Genomic DNA, 18,173 nt, shown 5'->3' on the forward strand with positions numbered 1-18,173 from the left:
TTATGCGCTTTGCGCCAGTGAGTTTTCGACGGCAACCAGGCGCTGGACAAAAATCCCTGGGGTGATGATATTTTCCGGATCAAGCTCGCCCAGTTGCACCACACGGCTAACTTCGGCAATGGTGACGGTCGCGGCGGTAGCCATAATCGGGCCAAAATTACGAGCCGCTTTGCGATAAACCAGATTGCCCCAACGGTCGCCCTCATAGGCTTTGATCAGCGCAAAATCGGCTTTCAATGGATATTCCAGCACGTAGTGGCGGCCATCAATTTCACGCGTTTCTTTGCCTTCTGCGAGCGGCGTTCCATAACCGGTTGGCGTGAATACGGCACCCAAACCAGACCCCGCGGCCTGAATACGCGCAGCGAGGTTGCCCTGGGGCACCAGTTCCAGCTCCACTTCGCCACGGCGATACAGGTCATCAAAAATCTGTGAATCCACCTGACGCGGGAATGAACAGACCATTTTGCGCACCCGCCCGGCCTTCAACAGTGCCGCCAGCCCGACTTCGCCGTTACCCGCGTTGTTATTGATAATGGTCAGCTCTTTCGCGCCCTGCGCGATCAGCGCATCGATAAGATAAGTTGGCTGGCCAGCGGTGCCGAAGCCACCAATCATGATGGTTGCCCCGTCGAATATTCCGGCGACTGCCTGTTCTGGCGAAGCCACGCTTTTGTTGATCATCACGGTTCTCCTTGGTGTGCGCATTTCGCACAAGATTGCGTTGTTCGAACAAAATGTGACCCCGTTAACGAAGCTGGTCAAGGGCGATAATCGAAATATGGTGCGATTATCGAACATCATGTATGTTTGTATTCACAAGTGTGATCAACGGCGAACATTTCAGGAGAAGTGAATGGAAATTCAACGTGATGAGCTGGCGGCAGGTGACGGCGATCCGTTTAAAGGCGATCCCAATTTTATGGCGTCTCTGGCTCGCGGGCTGGAGGTGATTCAGGCGTTCACACCGCAGCGTCGGCAATTGTCCATCTCTCAAATCAGCCAAAAAACGGGGATACCTCGTGCGGCAGTGCGCCGTTGTTTGTACACCCTGGGGAAGCTGGGTTTTGTCTATGCGGAAGATGGCAAATACTACCAGTTGCGACCTCGAATTTTGTCTCTCGGCCATGCGTACCTGGCCTCCACGCCGCTGGCGAAATCCACCCAGCCGGTGCTGAAACATTTAAGCGAATTGCTCAATGAGTCCTGCTCGATAGCCACCCTGGATGGCGACGATATTCTGTATATCGCCCGTGCTTCCAGCTCGCGCATCATGACCATCGATTTAGATATTGGCAGCCGCCTTCCCGCCTGGTCGACGTCAATGGGGCGGGTGCTGTTGAGTTATTTACCGGAAGAACAGCTCAATGATTTCCTGGCTCGCATTACCATGATTCGCTACACGCCGCAGACGGTGGATTCGGTGAGTAAATTGCGTGAGGAGTTAAAACGCGTGCGCCAGCAGGGATATGCGCTTAACGATCAGGAACTTGAGATGGGGTTGCGTTCAATTGCCGTGCCGCTCACTAATCCAGACGGGGTGGTGGTTGCCGCATTGAACGTCGGCGTTCACGCCGGGCAGGTGTCAGCGCAAGAGTTGCGCAGCCGCGTGTTGCCAAAGTTGCAGGAGGCGGCTGAAGAGTTATCGTTGTTGTTGAAATAGGATGAGGGGAATGTCGGATGGCGCCTGGGCTTATCCGACCTGTGCGTTTTGCGGGTGGTTTAACGGCTGCGTTTGGCGTGGCGTTCCCAGTTTTCGGCTTTCGCCTGGTCGGATTTTTTGAGCGCCACATAGCACGCCCCGCTCCCGCCGTGATGCGGCATGGCGCTGCAAAAAGCCTGTACTTCATCAAACTCTGCCAGCCACCGGGCAACATAGCTACGCACGATATTGGCGTGGGATTTATCTTCGCGACCTTTGCCATGAACGATCAGCACATTACGCAGCCCCTCTTTTTTCGCTTGCTGAAGGTATGCAAAAAGCAGCTGGCGGCACTGTTCTACCGGCTGACGAATCAGGTTAAGACTGGCTTCCTGTTTGTATTTTCCGTGGCGCAGTTTATCCAGCACACCGGTTTGTAGCCCTTCGCGCTTAAACTCAAGCAACGTGCTGAGCGGAATAATTTCCAGAAAATCGGTGGTCAGGAAGTTATCAAGCTGAACGGCATCGAGTTTCTGCACCACCTTCTCTTTCACCGGTTTCAACCACTGACTGCTGTGACAGTCTTTCAGCGGTTTGACATCCTCCATGGCGTCAAGAAACAGCGATTTTTCATCAAGGGTCATGTGCATATCCTCCAGGCTTAATTCTGAAGTCACTATAGCCGCCGATGTGCCGTGGCTCAATGGCCGATTAACGGCACTGGCGACGAAATTGATTGATTAGCGCAACCGTGAGCGGTGCAGGTGATGCATCACGCCGCTGAATCAAATAATAGGTTGCCTGCGGCAGTTTTTCGACCACATGGATCTGCTTTAAGCTGTGGGCTAGTAGCGGATCATGACCCAGTTCCGCGGGTAAAATACTCAGGAAATCACTTTGTGCCACCAGGCTAATACAGGCTGAAAAAGTTTCACACACCACGCTGATGGTAGGGATTTCTGACCGCTTCTGGAACATCTCTTCCAGTTGTTTGTAATAACTTCCGCGTGGCGTCGGCATCGTCCAGTTGTATTGCAGCAACTCTTTTAAGGACGTGGCATTGATCCCCGGATGACCTTCACGGGCAAAAACCGCAAATGGTTTTTCGAGTAATCGCTCAAAAGTAAATTCGTTGTCGTACGGCCCCTGATAATAGCTGTTAATGGTGAAATCCAGCTCGCCCTGGCGCAACGCATTGATCATCGAAACCAGTTGCCCTTCCATGATGCGCACTTTGACCTGCGGATGTTTCTGGTGAAACGAGGTAATCACTGGCGGCATCAGGGTGCGGGAAATACTGGCGCCTAAACCAATGTTGATTTGCCCGGCCAGTTGGCCCTGCCTTTGTAAAATATCCTCTTGTGCGGCGCGTAACTCTTCGAGAATAAGCTGCGCATGCTGATAGAAACTCTCTCCGCATTCGGTCAAGGCCACGCCCTGACTCCGCCGGATAAACAGACGCGCCGTTAACCCTTCTTCTAATTCTTTTATCGATTTGGTCAGTGCGGGCTGCGACATATTTAACGCCCGACTGGCAGCGCGAATGCTGCCATTTTGTGTCACCGCCACGAAGGCACGAATCTGATGGAGCTTAACCTGGAAGGTCACAACGCCTCCTGATAACCATTAGCTATCATCCGAAAGAATTTGGCATCTACTGTAATTCAAACTCTTGTGCCAGGGTAACCCCACGACGGCGAAATCTTACAAAACTCGCTGAGTGATAAGTAAAAACTATCACCACGTGAAGTTGATCACATAAAAGACGCATACATCCGTGTGCCGGAATGACAGGAAGGTTTATGTCCCAATTAGAACTGGCAGTACATGAATTAGCACCGCGCATGCAGCACTGGCGGCGGGATTTCCACCATTTTGCAGAGTCCGGCTGGCTGGAGTTTCGCACCGCCACTCACGTCGCAGAAACGTTACATCAATTAGGTTATCAGTTGGCGCTGGGCCGTGAAGTGGTAGATGACGCGGCACGGATGGGTCTGCCGTCAGCCGAAGTGCTGGCCAGAGAAGAACAACGAGCCCTGGAACAAGGTGCGCTGAAACAATGGCTACCGTATTTTTCGGGCGGATTCACCGGCATTGTTGCCACTCTCGATACTGGCCGCCCGGGCCCGGTATTGGCTTTCCGCGTGGATATGGATGCGCTGGATTTAGGTGAAATGCTGCAACCAGCCCATCGCCCCTTTGCTGAAGGTTTTGCCTCGTGTAATGCCGGGATGATGCATGCTTGCGGGCATGACGGACACACCGCGATTGGTCTCGGGCTCGCCACCGTTTTGCAACAGTTTGCCGACCAGCTTAACGGCACCATCAAACTTATTTTCCAGCCTGCTGAAGAAGGCACACGCGGGGCGCGAGCCATGGTTGCCGCGGGTGCGCTCGATAATATCGACTATTTTACCGCCATTCACATTGGCACGGGCGTCCCGAACGGCACGGTGGTGTGTGGCAGCGATAACTTTATGGCGACCACTAAATTTGATGTGCAGTTTACCGGCGTCGCGGCACATGCGGGCGGTAAACCGGAAGAAGGCCGCAACGCCCTGCTCGCCGCGGCACAAACCGCGCTGGCATTGCACGGTATTGCTCCGCACAGCGCGGGGGCATCACGAGTTAACGTCGGCGTGTTGCAAGCTGGCAGTGGGCGCAATGTGGTTCCTGCGAACGCGTTGTTAAAAGTAGAAACCCGGGGGGAAACCAATGTCATTAACGACTACGTGTTTGAACGCGCTCAGGAAATCATTCGCGGCACCGCGCTGATGTACGGCATCGAAGCAGATATTCGTCTGATGGGCGCGGCTACCAATAGCGTGCCCTCACCTGAATGGGTGGCATTTATCCACCAGCAGGCCGTTGACGTGAATGGCGTCACAAACGTTGTCGATACCGTGAAAGGTGCTGCCGGTTCTGAAGATGCGACATTAATGATGGCGCGTGTGCAGGAGCAAGGTGGGAAAGCATCGTATATGGTTTTCGGCACACCATTGAGCGCCGGGCATCATAACGAAAAGTTTGATTTTGATGAGAATGTGATGGAAGTTGCCGTCTGTACCCTGGCACGCCTCGCACTTAATTTCCCGTGGCAGCGAGGTGTGTAATGAACTCCATTTATCAATTTGTCGATGATGTTATCGAAGCCAAACGTGGCGGGTTTATCGCGATTGCCGATGATATCTGGGATCACCCGGAAACCCGTTTTGAAGAGCACTGGTCGGCTGAACGTCTGGCGAGCGCACTTGAAGCAGAAGGTTTTCGCGTTGAACGCAACGCCGGGAATATCGAAACCGCATTCGTGGCCAGTTTCGGTTCCGGTAAACCGGTTATCGCACTGCTTGGGGAATATGACGCCCTCGCCGGATTAAGTCAGTGTGCAGGTGAAGCCGCACCCAATCCACTTAATGAAGGGGCAAACGGCCATGGCTGCGGCCACAACTTACTGGGAACCGCCGCATTTGCCGCAGCGGTAGCTGTGAAACAGTGGCTTGAGCAATATGGTGGCAACGGAACGGTGCGTTTTTATGGCTGCCCGGGTGAAGAAGGCGGTTCAGGCAAGACCTTTATGGTGCGCGAGGGGCTGTTTGATGATGTCGACGCCGCCGTCACCTGGCATCCGGAAGCTTATGCGGGCATGTTCAGCACCAGTTCACTGGCGAATATTCAGGTAGCGTATCGCTTCCAGGGAATTGCCGCACACGCGGCCAACTCGCCACACCTGGGACGCAGTGCACTGGATGCCGTCACCCTGATGACCACTGGCAGCAACTTCCTCAATGAGCACATTATTGAAAAAGCGCGCGTGCATTACGCCATTACCAACACCGGCGGGATTTCGCCAAACGTGGTGCAGGCGCAGGCCGAAGTGCTGTATTTGATTCGCGCCCCGGAAATGGCTCAGGCGCAGCATATTTACGAGCGCATCAACAAAATCGCTGAAGGTGCGGCAATGATGACCGAAACTTCGGTGCAGGTACGTTTTGATAAAGCCTGCTCGAATTACCTGCCCAATCGCCAGTTAGAGAGCGTGATGTATCAGGCTTTACGGGCGCTTGGCGTGCCTGAGTGGAACGAAGAAGAAGTCGCATTTGCCAAAAAGATCCGCGCCACCTTGACCGAAAACGACCTGCAAAACAGCTTAAATAATATTGCTAACACCTCAAATGAAGAGGGAAAAGCCTTTGCGCGTCGCCATCGTGAAACATTACTGATCAACGAAATTGCGCCGTATGCCGCAAATGACAAAATCCTCCCGGGTTCTACCGATGTGGGGGATGTCAGTTGGAAAGTGCCGGTTGCACAATGTTTTAGCCCTTGTTTCGCGGTGGGAACGCCGTTGCATACCTGGCAATTAGTGAGCCAGGGGCGCACCTCTATCGCGCACAAAGGGATGTTACATGCGGGGAAAGTGATGGCGGCCACTGCGCTGCAACTGTTCACTCAACCACAGACACTGGAAGCCTGCCAAAGTGAGTTGCACGCACAACTTGCTGAACGCCCTTATCAGTGTCCGATTCCAGCAGGCGTGACACCGTCACCTTTAAAATAATAATTAATTACAGATTAATGGTTTTTGTAGGGCGGATAAGCGCAGCGTCATCCGCCAGAACTGGCAGAACTGGCGGATGACGCTTTGCTTATCCACCCTACGAAATTCATAAGAACACAACATCGCAACCGATAGAGGCCCGCATATGAGTCTTTCGTCCCTTCCGACCCCTACCGGCTCCGGCAAGCTGTACGGCCTGGTCGAAAAAATTGGCAATAAAGTGCCCCATCCTTTTTTACTATTCGTCTATTTGATTGTCATATTATCGGTCAGTACCGCCGTACTTTCAGCATTCAATGTAGCGGTTCGTAATCCTGCGGACGGCAGTCTGGTAGAGGTCAAAAACCTGCTGAGTGCCGAGGGCGTTCACTGGTTTTTGCCCAATGTCATCAAAAACTTCAGCGGTTTTGCGCCGTTAGGCGCCATTCTGGCGTTGGTATTGGGTGCAGGTCTGGCAGAACGCGTTGGCCTGTTACCCGCCCTGATGGTGAAAATGGCATCGCATGTCAGTGCGCGTTATGCCAGTTACATGGTGCTGTTTATCGCCTTCTTCAGCCATATTTCGTCCGATGCGGCTTTAGTCATTATGCCGCCGATGGGTGCACTGATTTTTCTTGCGGTTGGACGCCACCCGATAGCCGGATTGCTGGCGGCAATTGCGGGTGTGGGATGTGGCTTTACTGCGAACTTATTGATTGTCACGACAGATGTGCTTCTGTCGGGGATCAGTACGGAAGCGGCGCACACCATCGACCCATTGATGCACGTTAGCGTGATTGATAACTGGTATTTTATGGCGACGTCGGTGATTGTGTTGTCGATTGTCGGCGGGCTGATAACTGACAAAATCGTCGAACCGCGTCTGGGTGTGTGGCAAGGCGAGAACAAAGAAAAACTTCAGCAATTAGATGATGTTCAACGCTTCGGTTTGCGCGTCACAGGGTTTGTGGCACTGCTGTTTGTTGCCGTGATCGCCCTGCTGCTGGTCCCGGAAAACGGTTTGCTGCGTGACCCGGTGAAAGGCACCATTATCCCTTCTCCATTTATTAGCGGAATTGTGCCGCTGATTATCCTGTTCTTCTTTATCGTTTCGCTGGCGTACGGCATCGCCACAAAAAAAATCCGCAAGCAGGCAGATTTGCCGCAGTTAATGATTGAGCCAATGAAAGAGATGGCGGGTTTTATCGTGATGGTGTTCCCGCTGGCGCAATTTGTTGCGATGTTCAACTGGAGCAACATGGGCAAGTTTATGGCGGTCGGCCTGACTGATGTGCTGGAAGGCTCAGGGCTGAACGGTATTCCGGCGTTTCTGGGCCTTGCGCTGCTCTCTTCGTTTTTGTGCATGTTTATCGCCAGCGGCTCGGCAATCTGGTCGATTCTGGCGCCCATTTTTGTGCCAATGTTTATGATGCTCGGTTTTCATCCGGCGTTCGCCCAGATCCTGTTCCGGGTGGCAGATTCTTCTGTTATCCCACTGGCTCCAGTTTCGCCGTTTATTCCCCTATTCCTGGGCTTTCTCCAACGCTATAAACCTGATGCCAAATTAGGGACTTATTACTCTTTAGTATTACCTTACCCCCTCATCTTTTTGGGTGTCTGGTTGCTGCTTCTGGTGGCGTGGTATCTTGTGGGCTTACCTATTGGGCCGGGGGTTTACCCGCACCTCAGTTAACCGGAGCACAGAATGCTGACACTGTTAGAAGACAAAATCGTTACCCCATTAGGGCCTCTTTGGGTCATTTGTGACGAGCTTTACCATTTGCGAGCGGTGGAATGGGAAGAACATAGCGAAAGAATGGTTCAGTTACTCGGTCTTCATTATGGTGTCAGCGGCTATCAGCGCGTGGCGTGTCCTAATCCTGATGGTCTGAGCGACAAGTTGCGCGACTATTTTGACGGGGATTTGGCGGTAATTGAAACGCTGCCAACCGCTACGGCTGGTACGGCGTTCCAACGGGAAGTGTGGCAAACGCTTCGCACCATCCCATGCGGCCAGGTGATGCATTACGGGCAGTTAGCCGAGCAACTTGGCAGGCCAGGCGCTGCCCGGGCTGTCGGTGCGGCCAATGGCTCTAACCCTGTCAGTGTGGTGGTGCCCTGCCATCGTGTTATTGGGCGTAATGGCACCATGACAGGTTATGCCGGTGGAGTGAGCCGCAAAGAGTGGTTATTGCGTCACGAAGGGTATTTGCTTCTTTAGGAGACGATTCTTTAGGAAATGCTGCTTAAGGGAATCATGCGCAGGACATTGTTCTTTATTCGAACATGAATAATGCGCACTTATAGATTGTTGCATTATTTTCAATAGGATATGTCTATATCCCTGGTCTTTATAGCCATAATATTCTGATTGCGCTTTCATCATACTTACGTGCCCAACAAAAAGATGTTAAAATTGACCAATATCAATAACGGCCCGAGCATATCTATGATCCCTGAAAAGCGAATTATTCGACGCATTCAGTCTGGCGGTTGTGCTATCCATTGCCAGGATTGCAGCATCAGCCAATTATGCATCCCCTTCACACTGAATGAACATGAGCTTGATCAGCTTGATAATATTATCGAGCGTAAGAAGCCTATTCAGAAGGGACAAACCCTGTTTAAGGCAGGTGATGAGCTGAAGTCGCTGTACGCGATTCGTTCAGGGACCATTAAAAGCTACACCATCACTGAACAAGGTGACGAGCAGATTACAGGCTTCCATTTGGCCGGTGATTTGGTGGGCTTTGACGCAATCGGGACCGCAACACATCCAAGTTTCGCGCAAGCGCTCGAAACCGCCATGGTCTGCGAAATCCCATTCGAAACCCTTGATGATCTGTCCGGTAAAATGCCAAACCTGCGCCAGCAGATGATGCGTTTGATGAGCGGCGAGATTAAGGGCGACCAGGATATGATCCTGCTGCTTTCCAAAAAGAATGCGGAAGAGCGTCTGGCGGCATTCATCTATAACCTGTCACGTCGCTTCGCTCAGCGCGGTTTCTCACCTCGTGAATTCCGTTTGACCATGACGCGCGGTGACATCGGTAACTACCTGGGCCTGACCGTTGAAACCATCAGTCGTCTGCTGGGTCGCTTCCAGAAAAGTGGCATGCTGGCGGTGAAAGGTAAGTACATTACTATCGAAAATAGCGAAATTCTTGCACAACTCGCTGGTCAATCGCGCAACGTAGCCTGATTTCTGCTTCCCTGAGTCGGATCTCTAAATTTTCCTGATTTATTGATCCGGCAATGGGTTATCACCTGTTTCATTCTACACATATAGGTTAATCTTACTTAACAGACTGTGGTTAAGCAGTTGTAAGGAGACCTGTATGGCAAAGTATCAAAACATGCTAGTCGCTATAGATCCCAATCAGGACGATCAACCCGCCCTGCGGCGTGCTGTTTACTTGCATCAACGGATTGGTGGCAGGATCAAAGCATTTCTGCCTATCTATGATTTTTCCTACGAGATGACCACCCTTCTGTCGCCAGATGAGCGCACTGCTATGCGCAAAGGCGTAATTAGCCAGCGTGCAGCCTGGATTAAAGAACAAGCCCAGTATTACATCGATTCGGGCGTCCCCATTGAGATCAAAGTGGTATGGCATAATCGACCGTTCGAGGCGATTATCCAGGAAGTGATCAGCGGCGGACATGACCTGGTGCTCAAAATGACGCATCAGCACGACAAACTGGAAGCGGTGATTTTCACTCCAACTGACTGGCATTTGCTGCGTAAGTGCCCAAGCCCGGTGTGGATGGTTAACGAAAAACCATGGCCTGAAGGTGGCCGGGCAGTGGTCGCGGTGAATCTGGCGAGTGAGGAGCAATATCACAACGCCCTTAATGAGAAGCTGGTGAAAGAGACGATTCGTCTTGCCGACGATGTTAACCACACCGAAGTCCACCTCGTAGGCGCCTACCCGATTACCCCGATTAATATCGCTATCGAACTTCCTGATTTTGACCCGAGTGTTTATAACGATGCCATTCGCGGTCAGCATCTGGTGGCAATGAAAGCGTTGCGCCAGAAATTTGGTATTGATGAGAAAATGACTCACGTCGAGAAAGGGTTGCCCGAAGAGGTGATTCCTGACCTCGCTGAGCATCTGCAAGCCGGTATCGTGGTGCTGGGTACGGTAGGACGCACAGGTCTATCGGCGGCTTTCCTCGGTAATACGGCTGAACAAGTTATTGACCATTTACGCTGTGATTTGCTGGTCATCAAACCTGATGATTACCAGACTCCGGTAGAAATGGATGACGACGAAGACGATTAGCATTTCGGATAAATAATAAAAGCCCGTTCACTTCAGTGCGACGGGCTTTTTTTTACCCACCATTCAGCAAAGAAAAACCGCCCCGAAAGGCGGTTTTAGCAAACGGCTCGTTAAAAATCAGAGCGCTTTAAGGATAGCTTCAACGGTCGCTTTCGCATCGCCAAACAGCATGTGCGTGTTCTCTTTAAAGAACAGCGGGTTTTGCACCCCAGCGTAACCGGTATTCATTGAGCGCTTGAACACGATAACGTTCTGCGCCTTCCACACTTCCAGTACAGGCATGCCGGCGATTGGACTGCGTGGATCTTCAAGTGCTGCCGGGTTAACGGTGTCATTGGCACCGATAACCAGAACGGTGTCGGTATCTGCGAAGTCATCGTTAATTTCGTCCATCTCAAGCACCACGTCGTACGGAACACGGGCTTCAGCCAACAGAACGTTCATGTGGCCTGGCAAACGTCCGGCAACCGGGTGGATACCAAAGCGAACTTTGATGCCACGAGCGCGCAATTTCTCAGTGATTTCAGCCACTGGATATTGTGCCTGAGCCACCGCCATGCCGTATCCTGGAGTGATGATCACAGACGTCGAGTTTTTCAGCATGTCAGCGGTATCTTCCGCCGTGATTTCACGGTGCTCGCCCACTTCTTCGCCTTCACCGGTAGAAGAACCGTCGGTGCCGAAGCCACCAGCAATAACGCTGATAAAGGAGCGGTTCATCGCCTTACACATGATGTAAGACAGGATCGCACCTGAAGAACCCACCAGCGCACCAGTGACAATCAGCAGGTCGTTGCTGAGCATAAAGCCCGCTGCCGCTGCCGCCCAACCGGAGTAGGAGTTCAGCATGGAAACCACAACCGGCATGTCTGCGCCACCAATCGACGCTACCAGATGCCAGCCAACAACCAATGCAATGATGGTCATCACCAGCAACGCCAGAACCTGCAGGCCAACACTTTCGGTACGCACGAAGATAATCAGCATGGCGAAGGAAATCACCAGCGCGGCCAGATTCAATTTATGACGATTTGGCAGCATCAACGGCTTGGAGGAAATTTTGCCGCGCAGTTTACCAAACGCCACGATAGAACCTGTGAAGGTCACAGCACCGATGAAGATGCCGAGAAACACTTCCGTTAAATGGATGTTTTCCATCACCGGCTCAAGACCTGGCGCGTGATCAAGGTAGCTGTTGAAGCCCACCAGAACCGCCGCCAGACCCACGAAGCTGTGCAGGATTGCCACCAGCTCCGGCATTTCAGTCATTTCAACTTTTTTGGCAAGGTGAATACCGATGGCACCACCAATCACCATGGCGACGATAATCCATACCACGTTGCCGGTTTCAGGCCCGAAGATGGTCGCGACCAGCGCAATGGCCATACCGGCCATACCGAACAAGTTGCCTTGTTTAGATGTTTCGTGTTTTGACAGCCCCGCCAGGCTGAAAATAAACAGAATTGCGGCAACAATGTATGCTGCTGTAACTAATCCACCAGACATGTGTTACCCCTTAGTTCTTCCGGAACATTTTCAGCATGCGCTGAGTGACGGTGAAACCACCAAAAATGTTGATACTGGCAATCAGCACCGCAATAAAGCTCAGGAAGCTAACCCAGCCACCATGACCAATTTGCAGTAATGCGCCGACCACGATAATGCCTGAGATGGCGTTGGTTACCGACATCAGTGGTGTATGCAGTGCATGAGAAACGTTCCACACTACGTAGTAACCGACCACGCACGCTAGTGCGAACACGGTGAAGTGGCTGAGGAACTCTTTCGGTGCAACATCTGCAAGCCAGCCGAACAGAATAATCGCCAGTGCCATAAACGCATATTTGCGCCATGGGGATGCAGGTTTCTTCTCTTCAACCGGTGCAGCAGCAGGTTTGGCAGCAGCCTGAGGCTGTGCTGAAACCTGAATCGGAGGTGCCGGCCAGGTCACTTCGCCATCGCGAATAACCGTGACGCCACGAATCACGACGTCTTCGAAATCCACCACGGTATTGCCATCTTTCTCTTTGCAGAGCAGTTTAAGCAAGTTAACCAGGTTGGTGCCGTAAAGCTGGGATGACTGGGTTGGCAGACGGCCCGGTAAATCGGTGTAACCGATAACTTTTACCCCGTTTGGCGTGACAGTCACTTTGTCCGCGACCGTGTATTCGCAGTTACCGCCATTTTGCGCCGCCAAATCGACAATCACGCTACCCGGTTGCATGGAATCAACCATTTCACGGGTGATGAGTTTGGGTGCCGGTTTGCCAGGGATAAGAGCAGTAGTGACGATAATGTCGACTTCTTTGGCTTGCGCCGCGAAGAGCTCCATTTCGGCTTTGATGAATGCTTCAGACATGACTTTCGCATAGCCATCGCCGCTGCCCGCTTCTTCTTTGAAGTCCAGTTCCAGGAACTCAGCGCCCATACTTTGCACTTGTTCTTTAACTTCCGGACGGGTGTCGAATGCACGGACGATAGCGCCCAGGCTGTTCGCCGCACCAATCGCGGCAAGACCCGCAACACCCGCACCGATAACCATCACTTTAGCCGGCGGCACTTTACCGGCAGCAGTAATTTGCCCGGTAAAGAAACGCCCAAATTCATGTGCGGCTTCGACAATTGCACGATAACCTGCAATGTTTGCCATGGAGCTCAGGGCATCGAGCGATTGCGCACGAGAAATACGCGGCACGGAATCCATCGCCATAACGGTGACGTTTTTGGCAGCCAGTTTTTCGAGCAGTTCAGGATTTTGCGCCGGCCAGATAAAACTCACCAGCGTAGAACCTGCACGCAGCAGTTCGATTTCGCTGTCCTGCGGTGCATTCACTTTCAGAACCACGTCAGACTGCCAAACGTCAGCGGTGTCTGAAATGGTTGCGCCAGCCTTTACGAACGCTTCGTCATCAAAGCTTGCGAGGCTGCCCGCGCCACTCTCGACTGCAACGGTGAAGCCAAGCTTCAGCAATTGCTCCACAGTTTTTGGCGTGGCTGCTACGCGGGATTCTCCCGCCCACCGCTCTTTTGGTACCCCAATACGCATAGTATTCCCTTCCATCTGATATTTTTTGTTGATGGTTTGTCAGACATTGCCATGGCAATTCAGACACGTTGCCCGTTGAGTACACAAGGCAATCGTCATTTCCGTTACCCGTTCAATGAAAATACATCTGTAACAAACTTTTTATAACCTACTGAAAATAACGCCTGTGATCTAGATCAGGATCTCAGTATTTGTATCATTATCGTAAAAGATTAGCGTTCAGCTCCTCAGACAGCTCTTTTTGACTGACTTTCATCTGTGAGACCTGATAATCCGCTTAAACAGCACTGCAATTCACGATTCTGAACCATCGCAAATTGCACATTTAACATTGTATTAACTAATTAAGTTGTAAGCTTTACCGCTTTTAGTGGTCAAAGCACGCTTTTATTAACATATAAATTTTCGTTATGGAAAATATCTGTTATCAACGTTTGTAGAGTGAAAAATGCCGCAGACAGTTGCGGTGTTTCAATGCCATAATCGGCGACTAACAGGTAACCCTCAGAGAATGCGGTATTTGTATTCATTTTGCGCAAGGCGAAGGACTATTTTTATGAAGCTCAAGACCACCCTTCTGGCGTCAGCACTCATTTCCCTTACTACGCTGTCCGCTCAGGCAGCAACGGAACTGACTCCAGATCAAGCTGCTGCTCTTAAACCTTTTGATCGCATTACCATCACTGGCCGTTTTAACTCGATTGGTGAAGCGGTGAATTCCGTTTCTAAACGTGCGGATAAAATGGGTGCGGCATCTTTCTACGTATTGGACACAAACGATACTGGCAGCAGCGGTAACTGGCGTGTGGTTGCAGATGTTTATCATTCTGACGCCCCTAAAGCTGAGGAAAAGAATTACCGCGTAATTAATGGCGTGACCGAGTTACCGAAAGATACAGCATATGCTCTGGAGCCTTTCGATACCGTGACCATTCAGGGTTTTTATCGTAGTCAGCCTGAAGTTAACGATGCCATTACGCGTGTGGCGAAAGAAAAAGGTGCAGATTCGTTCTTCATCGTGCGTCAAATCGATACCAACTCCGGTGGCAACCAGCGCATTACCGCGTTCATCTATAAAAAAGATGCTAAGAAGCGTGTACTGCAAAGCGCTGATGCGATTCCTGCTAACTCCGAAGCCGGTAAAGCAGCTCTGGCTGCAGGCGGCGCGGCAGCAGCCAAAGTTGAGATCCCAGGTGTTGCAACAACCAGCTCCCCAACTTCTGATGTTGGCCGTTTCTTCGAAACACAAACAACAAAAGGTGGTCGTTACACTGTAACGCTGCCAGACGGTACAAAAATCGAAGAAGTGAATAAAGTGACTGCAGCGCAGATGGTTCCGTTTGATAGCGTGAAATTCACCGGCCACTTCTCCAGCAGCACTGAGGTTTCTTACCAGGTTGCGAAGCGTGCCGCGAAGAAAGGCGCGAAGTACTATCACATCACCCGTCAATGGGATGAACGTGGTGGTAACCTGACAGTTAGTGCGGACCTGTATAAGTAATCTGTCACCCCGCGATAATTTCTGGAAAGGGCACCTGGTGCCCTTTTTTTTATCGCTAAATCCCCGATAATTTTCATCCATTCAGTCATTTACGCTTGATTACGAAATGTTAATGAGTATAGTTCTCATTCTCTTTGTTATTGGCGGGTCTGACAGGGACTATCCTGCATGATGTGAAATTCGCTCACAGGGAAACACTGAGATATTCCGTGGCGTCGTCAATCTTATCGGGCCTGTAAACCGAAAGAGCCACCCTGAATGATTTGAATGGTAAAGGATTTTCCTGATGAAAATGAAATTCTCAGCAGTTGCGCTGTTTCTGACTGTCGCATTGAGCGGCTGCGCAACTCAACAAACCTCGCAAACTTCCGTTACTCCCCCTGTTACGCAAAAAACCGCCGCCACCGACATCACACAGCGTGATTTAGCTGCCGGACTTTACGAAATGGCGCTCGGTCCGAAGGGTGACGTGCTGTATGTCGCCAGTGCGGAAGGCTTTAAAGATGTGCAAGGCGGAGTTATCTACAAGCTGGATCCCACCACACTGAAAACCGTGGGCGCAAGCCACACTGACCTGAAAAACTTCGGTATGGCGATTGCGCCAGATGGCCAGATTGTTTATGTGACCAACTCGCTGGATGGCGGTGTGAGTGCGGTAAATACTGCTGATGGCAAGGTGAAATCACGTATTTTATTTAACGAGCGCAACAAAGAAGGCTTCCCTTACGGTGCACGTGAAGTACTGCTGCATAACGGTCTGCTCTACATCGGTGCGGTGGCTGACCCCGCGCAAATTTGGGTCGTTGATGCTGAAAGTATGAAGCTCAAAACCCGTATCAAAAATACCGGTAAATGGATGACCGGTCTGCATTATTCTCAGACCACCGATCGTATTTACGCAGCAAATGGTGGCGGTGAGATTCTGGTGATTAACCCGAAAACAAATAAAATCGAAAAGCGCTGGAAACCGCTGGGTGAAAAACCGGCATTGCTGCTCAATATTGCAGAAGACAGCGCGACGGGCCGTTTGTTTGTCACAGATAATTCAAAAGCGAAAACCACTCTGGTACTGAACATCCGTAGCGGAGAAGTGATTAAGCAACTGCCAGTAGGCGACTCTCTGTCAGTGAAATTCAACGCAAAACGCAATGAGATTTATATCACTCAGCGCGAGTCCGGTAAGTTATTGAGCCTGGATGGCACCACTTATGCGGTGAAGAAATCCTGGGATTTAAAACCGAATCCTAACAGCCTGCTGCTTTCTGAAGATGGGCAAGTTCTCTACGTCACCGTCAAGCAACCCTTCAACAAAGATCATTCGACGAATGGTCCGGACAGCATCGTACGAATCGACCTCAAAAAATAACCTTTTGGCCCACTTGTGGGCCATTTTTTCAACGCTCTCACGCCGCCTGTAACCCCCCCGCACAAGAGAAATACCGGGCTAACAAAACTCAACGCTCCCTAAACCACTCCTCCTCAGCCCTTGATTTTGAGCGGCTGCTCAAGTATTTTGCACGCTTGAGCGGTTGCTCAAAATCATTTTCCGTTTGTAGAGGCATTTCTCATGTACGTCCAAAATCGCTGGCTGATACTGGCGATCCTCACCAGTACGCTGTTCCTGATAATTATTGATATGACCGTTTTATACACGGCGCTCCCACGGCTCACCCAGGCGCTCGATGCCACAGCATCTCAGAAGCTGTGGATCGTGAATGCCTATCCACTAGTGGTAGCCGGTTTGCTGCCGGGTGCCGGTATGCTAAGTGACCGCTTTGGTCATAAGTCGATGTTTATGGCTGGATTGCCGGTCTTTGGAGCGGCTTCATTATGTGCCGCTTATTCACCAACGGCTGAATTTCTGATTGCTTCACGCGTATTCCTGGCACTCGGAGCCACGATGATGATGCCCGCAACACTTGCCATCGTGCGGCATGTTTTTATTGATGAGCGCGAACGTGCGCTGGCCATTGGTATCTGGTCGGCGGTAGCTTCCGGTGCCGCAGCACTTGGACCGGTTGTCGGCGGCGTGTTGCTGGAGTATTTCTGGTGGGGCTCCGTTTTCCTGATCAACGTCCCCGTAGTTGTGGCGGTGATGCTATTTGCCTGGACGCTGATCCCCCGCGATCACGGGAATCCTGACAGACCGTTTGACGTTATCGGCTCGGTGCAGATTATGATGGGTCTGGTCGGCGTGATTTATGCGCTCAAAGAGCTAAGCAAAATGGATGCCTCGTGGCTGATTGTCGCGGGTTCAGCGTTTATCGGCGCGGTGTTCCTTGGCTTATTTGTCAGACGGCAGCAGCGTTCAAAGCACCCTATGCTGGATTTTTCTCTGTTCCGTAATCGCCAGTTTGCCAGCGGAATCTGTGTGGCGATCGTTTCTATGATCGCTCTCACCGGTATTGAGCTGGTGCTGACTCAACGCCTGCAACTGGTCCTTGGTCTGACGCCACTATTAGCCGGGCTGACTATTTTACCGATCCCAGTCGCTTCTGCCCTTGCCTCTCCGGTAGCAGGAATGATGTTGCCGCGCCTGGGCGGTGCACGGTTAATGTTGGGTGGATTATTCTTTATGGTTCTGGGCATGGCCGGGCTGGCAATGATGTGGGGCAGCACTCTTTCCGCACAACTCGCCGCCCTGTTTATTATTGGCTTTGGCCTCGGCACCACAGTAACCGCAGCATCAACGTCGATTATGCTCAACGCACCTGAAGAGAAAGCGGGTATGGTCGCTGCCATTGAAGATGTTTCATGGGAGATGGGCGGCGTGCTCGGCGTCACTTTATTAGGAGGTCTGATGACCGCCGTTTACAGCATGAATCTGGTGCTGCCGCCAGGTCTGGTTAGCGGAAATGGCGCTTACGATAGCCTTGATGAAGCACTCCGAATTGCCGGCACACTGGCAGATGGCAAAGAGGTGTTGCTGACTGAGCTGGCGAAAAACGCCTTCGACCAGGCTTATCTCATCGTAATGATTAGCGCGACGGTACTGGTTGCGGTGACTTTGCTGGTGCTGAAATATGCATTACGACCATTGACAAAAAAGGTAAGCAATAGGGTAAATAACTAAACGACACAATAACCACTCTGGGGGAGTGGCTTTATTTAAGTTATTTCCCTCAAACTTTCCTGGTGTGGAAATTCATTTACTAAAT

General features: G+C 51.4%; 15 protein-coding genes. 10 read left to right on the forward strand and 5 right to left on the reverse strand.

Annotated features, from left to right (window positions below; all coding sequences use genetic code 11):
- Positions 1–684 (reverse strand): 3-oxoacid CoA-transferase subunit A, encoded by a 684-nt coding sequence (locus WBL83_RS01035; RefSeq protein ID WP_424587395.1) that lies wholly within the window; start codon positions 682–684, stop codon positions 1–3.
- Positions 685–856: 172 nt separating this feature from the next.
- Here WBL83_RS01035 and WBL83_RS01040 point away from each other — a divergent pair, with 172 nt between their 5' ends.
- Complete coding sequence (locus tag WBL83_RS01040; RefSeq protein ID WP_424587396.1) at positions 857–1,663, forward strand: IclR family transcriptional regulator domain-containing protein; 807 nt, start codon at positions 857–859, stop codon at positions 1,661–1,663.
- Between the two features lie 59 nt (positions 1,664–1,722).
- Here the strand turns inward: WBL83_RS01040 and smrA are convergent, their stop codons facing one another.
- Both smrA and WBL83_RS01050 read right to left on the reverse strand, forming a co-directional pair.
- Positions 1,723–2,286 carry a DNA endonuclease SmrA gene (smrA, locus tag WBL83_RS01045; RefSeq protein WP_424587397.1) on the reverse strand — a complete coding sequence of 188 codons (564 nt, stop codon included), beginning with the start codon at positions 2,284–2,286 and terminating at the stop codon, positions 1,723–1,725.
- Between the two features lie 67 nt (positions 2,287–2,353).
- Positions 2,354–3,250, reverse strand: a complete 897-nt coding sequence (locus WBL83_RS01050) for a LysR family transcriptional regulator (RefSeq protein WP_424587398.1) — start codon at positions 3,248–3,250, stop codon at positions 2,354–2,356.
- A 194-nt stretch (positions 3,251–3,444) separates the two neighbouring features.
- Between WBL83_RS01050 and WBL83_RS01055 the strand changes: the two genes are divergently transcribed.
- The 6 genes from WBL83_RS01055 (at position 3,445) to uspE (ending at position 10,468) form a co-directional block, all read left to right on the forward strand.
- Positions 3,445–4,755: a M20 family metallo-hydrolase gene (locus WBL83_RS01055; RefSeq protein WP_424587399.1), complete on the forward strand. Its 1,311-nt coding sequence runs from the start codon at positions 3,445–3,447 to the stop codon at positions 4,753–4,755.
- On the forward strand, positions 4,755–6,200 hold the full coding sequence (locus WBL83_RS01060; protein ID WP_424587400.1) for a M20 family metallopeptidase: 1,446 nt from the start codon (positions 4,755–4,757) through the stop codon (positions 6,198–6,200). Before WBL83_RS01055 ends, WBL83_RS01060 begins: the two co-directional genes overlap by 1 nt.
- A 145-nt stretch (positions 6,201–6,345) precedes the next feature.
- Positions 6,346–7,872, forward strand: a complete 1,527-nt coding sequence (gene abgT / locus WBL83_RS01065) for a p-aminobenzoyl-glutamate transporter (RefSeq protein WP_424587401.1) — start codon at positions 6,346–6,348, stop codon at positions 7,870–7,872.
- Positions 7,873–7,884: 12 nt separating this feature from the next.
- Positions 7,885–8,400, forward strand: coding sequence for a methylated-DNA--[protein]-cysteine S-methyltransferase (gene ogt, locus WBL83_RS01070; RefSeq protein ID WP_424587402.1), 516 nt, complete (start codon positions 7,885–7,887; stop codon positions 8,398–8,400).
- A 228-nt stretch (positions 8,401–8,628) separates the two neighbouring features.
- Entirely contained in the window at positions 8,629–9,381 is a 753-nt protein-coding gene (fnr, locus tag WBL83_RS01075) for a fumarate/nitrate reduction transcriptional regulator Fnr (RefSeq protein ID WP_183271596.1), read from the forward strand.
- A gap of 136 nt (positions 9,382–9,517) precedes the next feature.
- A complete protein-coding gene (gene uspE / locus WBL83_RS01080) occupies positions 9,518–10,468 on the forward strand; it encodes a universal stress protein UspE (RefSeq protein WP_424587403.1) in 951 nt (316 codons plus the stop codon).
- Positions 10,469–10,585: 117 nt separating this feature from the next.
- On the opposite strand, the gene pntB is transcribed toward uspE, so the two are convergent.
- Positions 10,586–11,974 (reverse strand): Re/Si-specific NAD(P)(+) transhydrogenase subunit beta, encoded by a 1,389-nt coding sequence (gene pntB, locus WBL83_RS01085; protein WP_424587404.1) that lies wholly within the window; start codon positions 11,972–11,974, stop codon positions 10,586–10,588.
- Between the two features lie 10 nt (positions 11,975–11,984).
- Positions 11,985–13,514: a Re/Si-specific NAD(P)(+) transhydrogenase subunit alpha gene (gene pntA, locus WBL83_RS01090; protein WP_424587405.1), complete on the reverse strand. Its 1,530-nt coding sequence runs from the start codon at positions 13,512–13,514 to the stop codon at positions 11,985–11,987.
- Between the two features lie 556 nt (positions 13,515–14,070).
- Between pntA and ydgH the strand changes: the two genes are divergently transcribed.
- From ydgH to WBL83_RS01105, 3 genes are all read left to right on the forward strand, one after another.
- A complete protein-coding gene (ydgH, locus tag WBL83_RS01095; protein ID WP_424587406.1) occupies positions 14,071–15,015 on the forward strand; it encodes a DUF1471 family protein YdgH in 945 nt (314 codons plus the stop codon).
- A 286-nt stretch (positions 15,016–15,301) separates the two neighbouring features.
- On the forward strand, positions 15,302–16,381 hold the full coding sequence (locus WBL83_RS01100; protein ID WP_424587407.1) for a YncE family protein: 1,080 nt from the start codon (positions 15,302–15,304) through the stop codon (positions 16,379–16,381).
- Between the two features lie 201 nt (positions 16,382–16,582).
- On the forward strand, positions 16,583–18,088 hold the full coding sequence (locus WBL83_RS01105; protein WP_424587408.1) for an MFS transporter: 1,506 nt from the start codon (positions 16,583–16,585) through the stop codon (positions 18,086–18,088).
- The last annotated feature ends 85 nt before the right edge of the window (positions 18,089–18,173 follow it).

Source organism: Buttiauxella sp. (assembly GCF_049686335.1).
Lineage (GTDB): Bacteria > Pseudomonadota > Gammaproteobacteria > Enterobacterales > Enterobacteriaceae > Buttiauxella.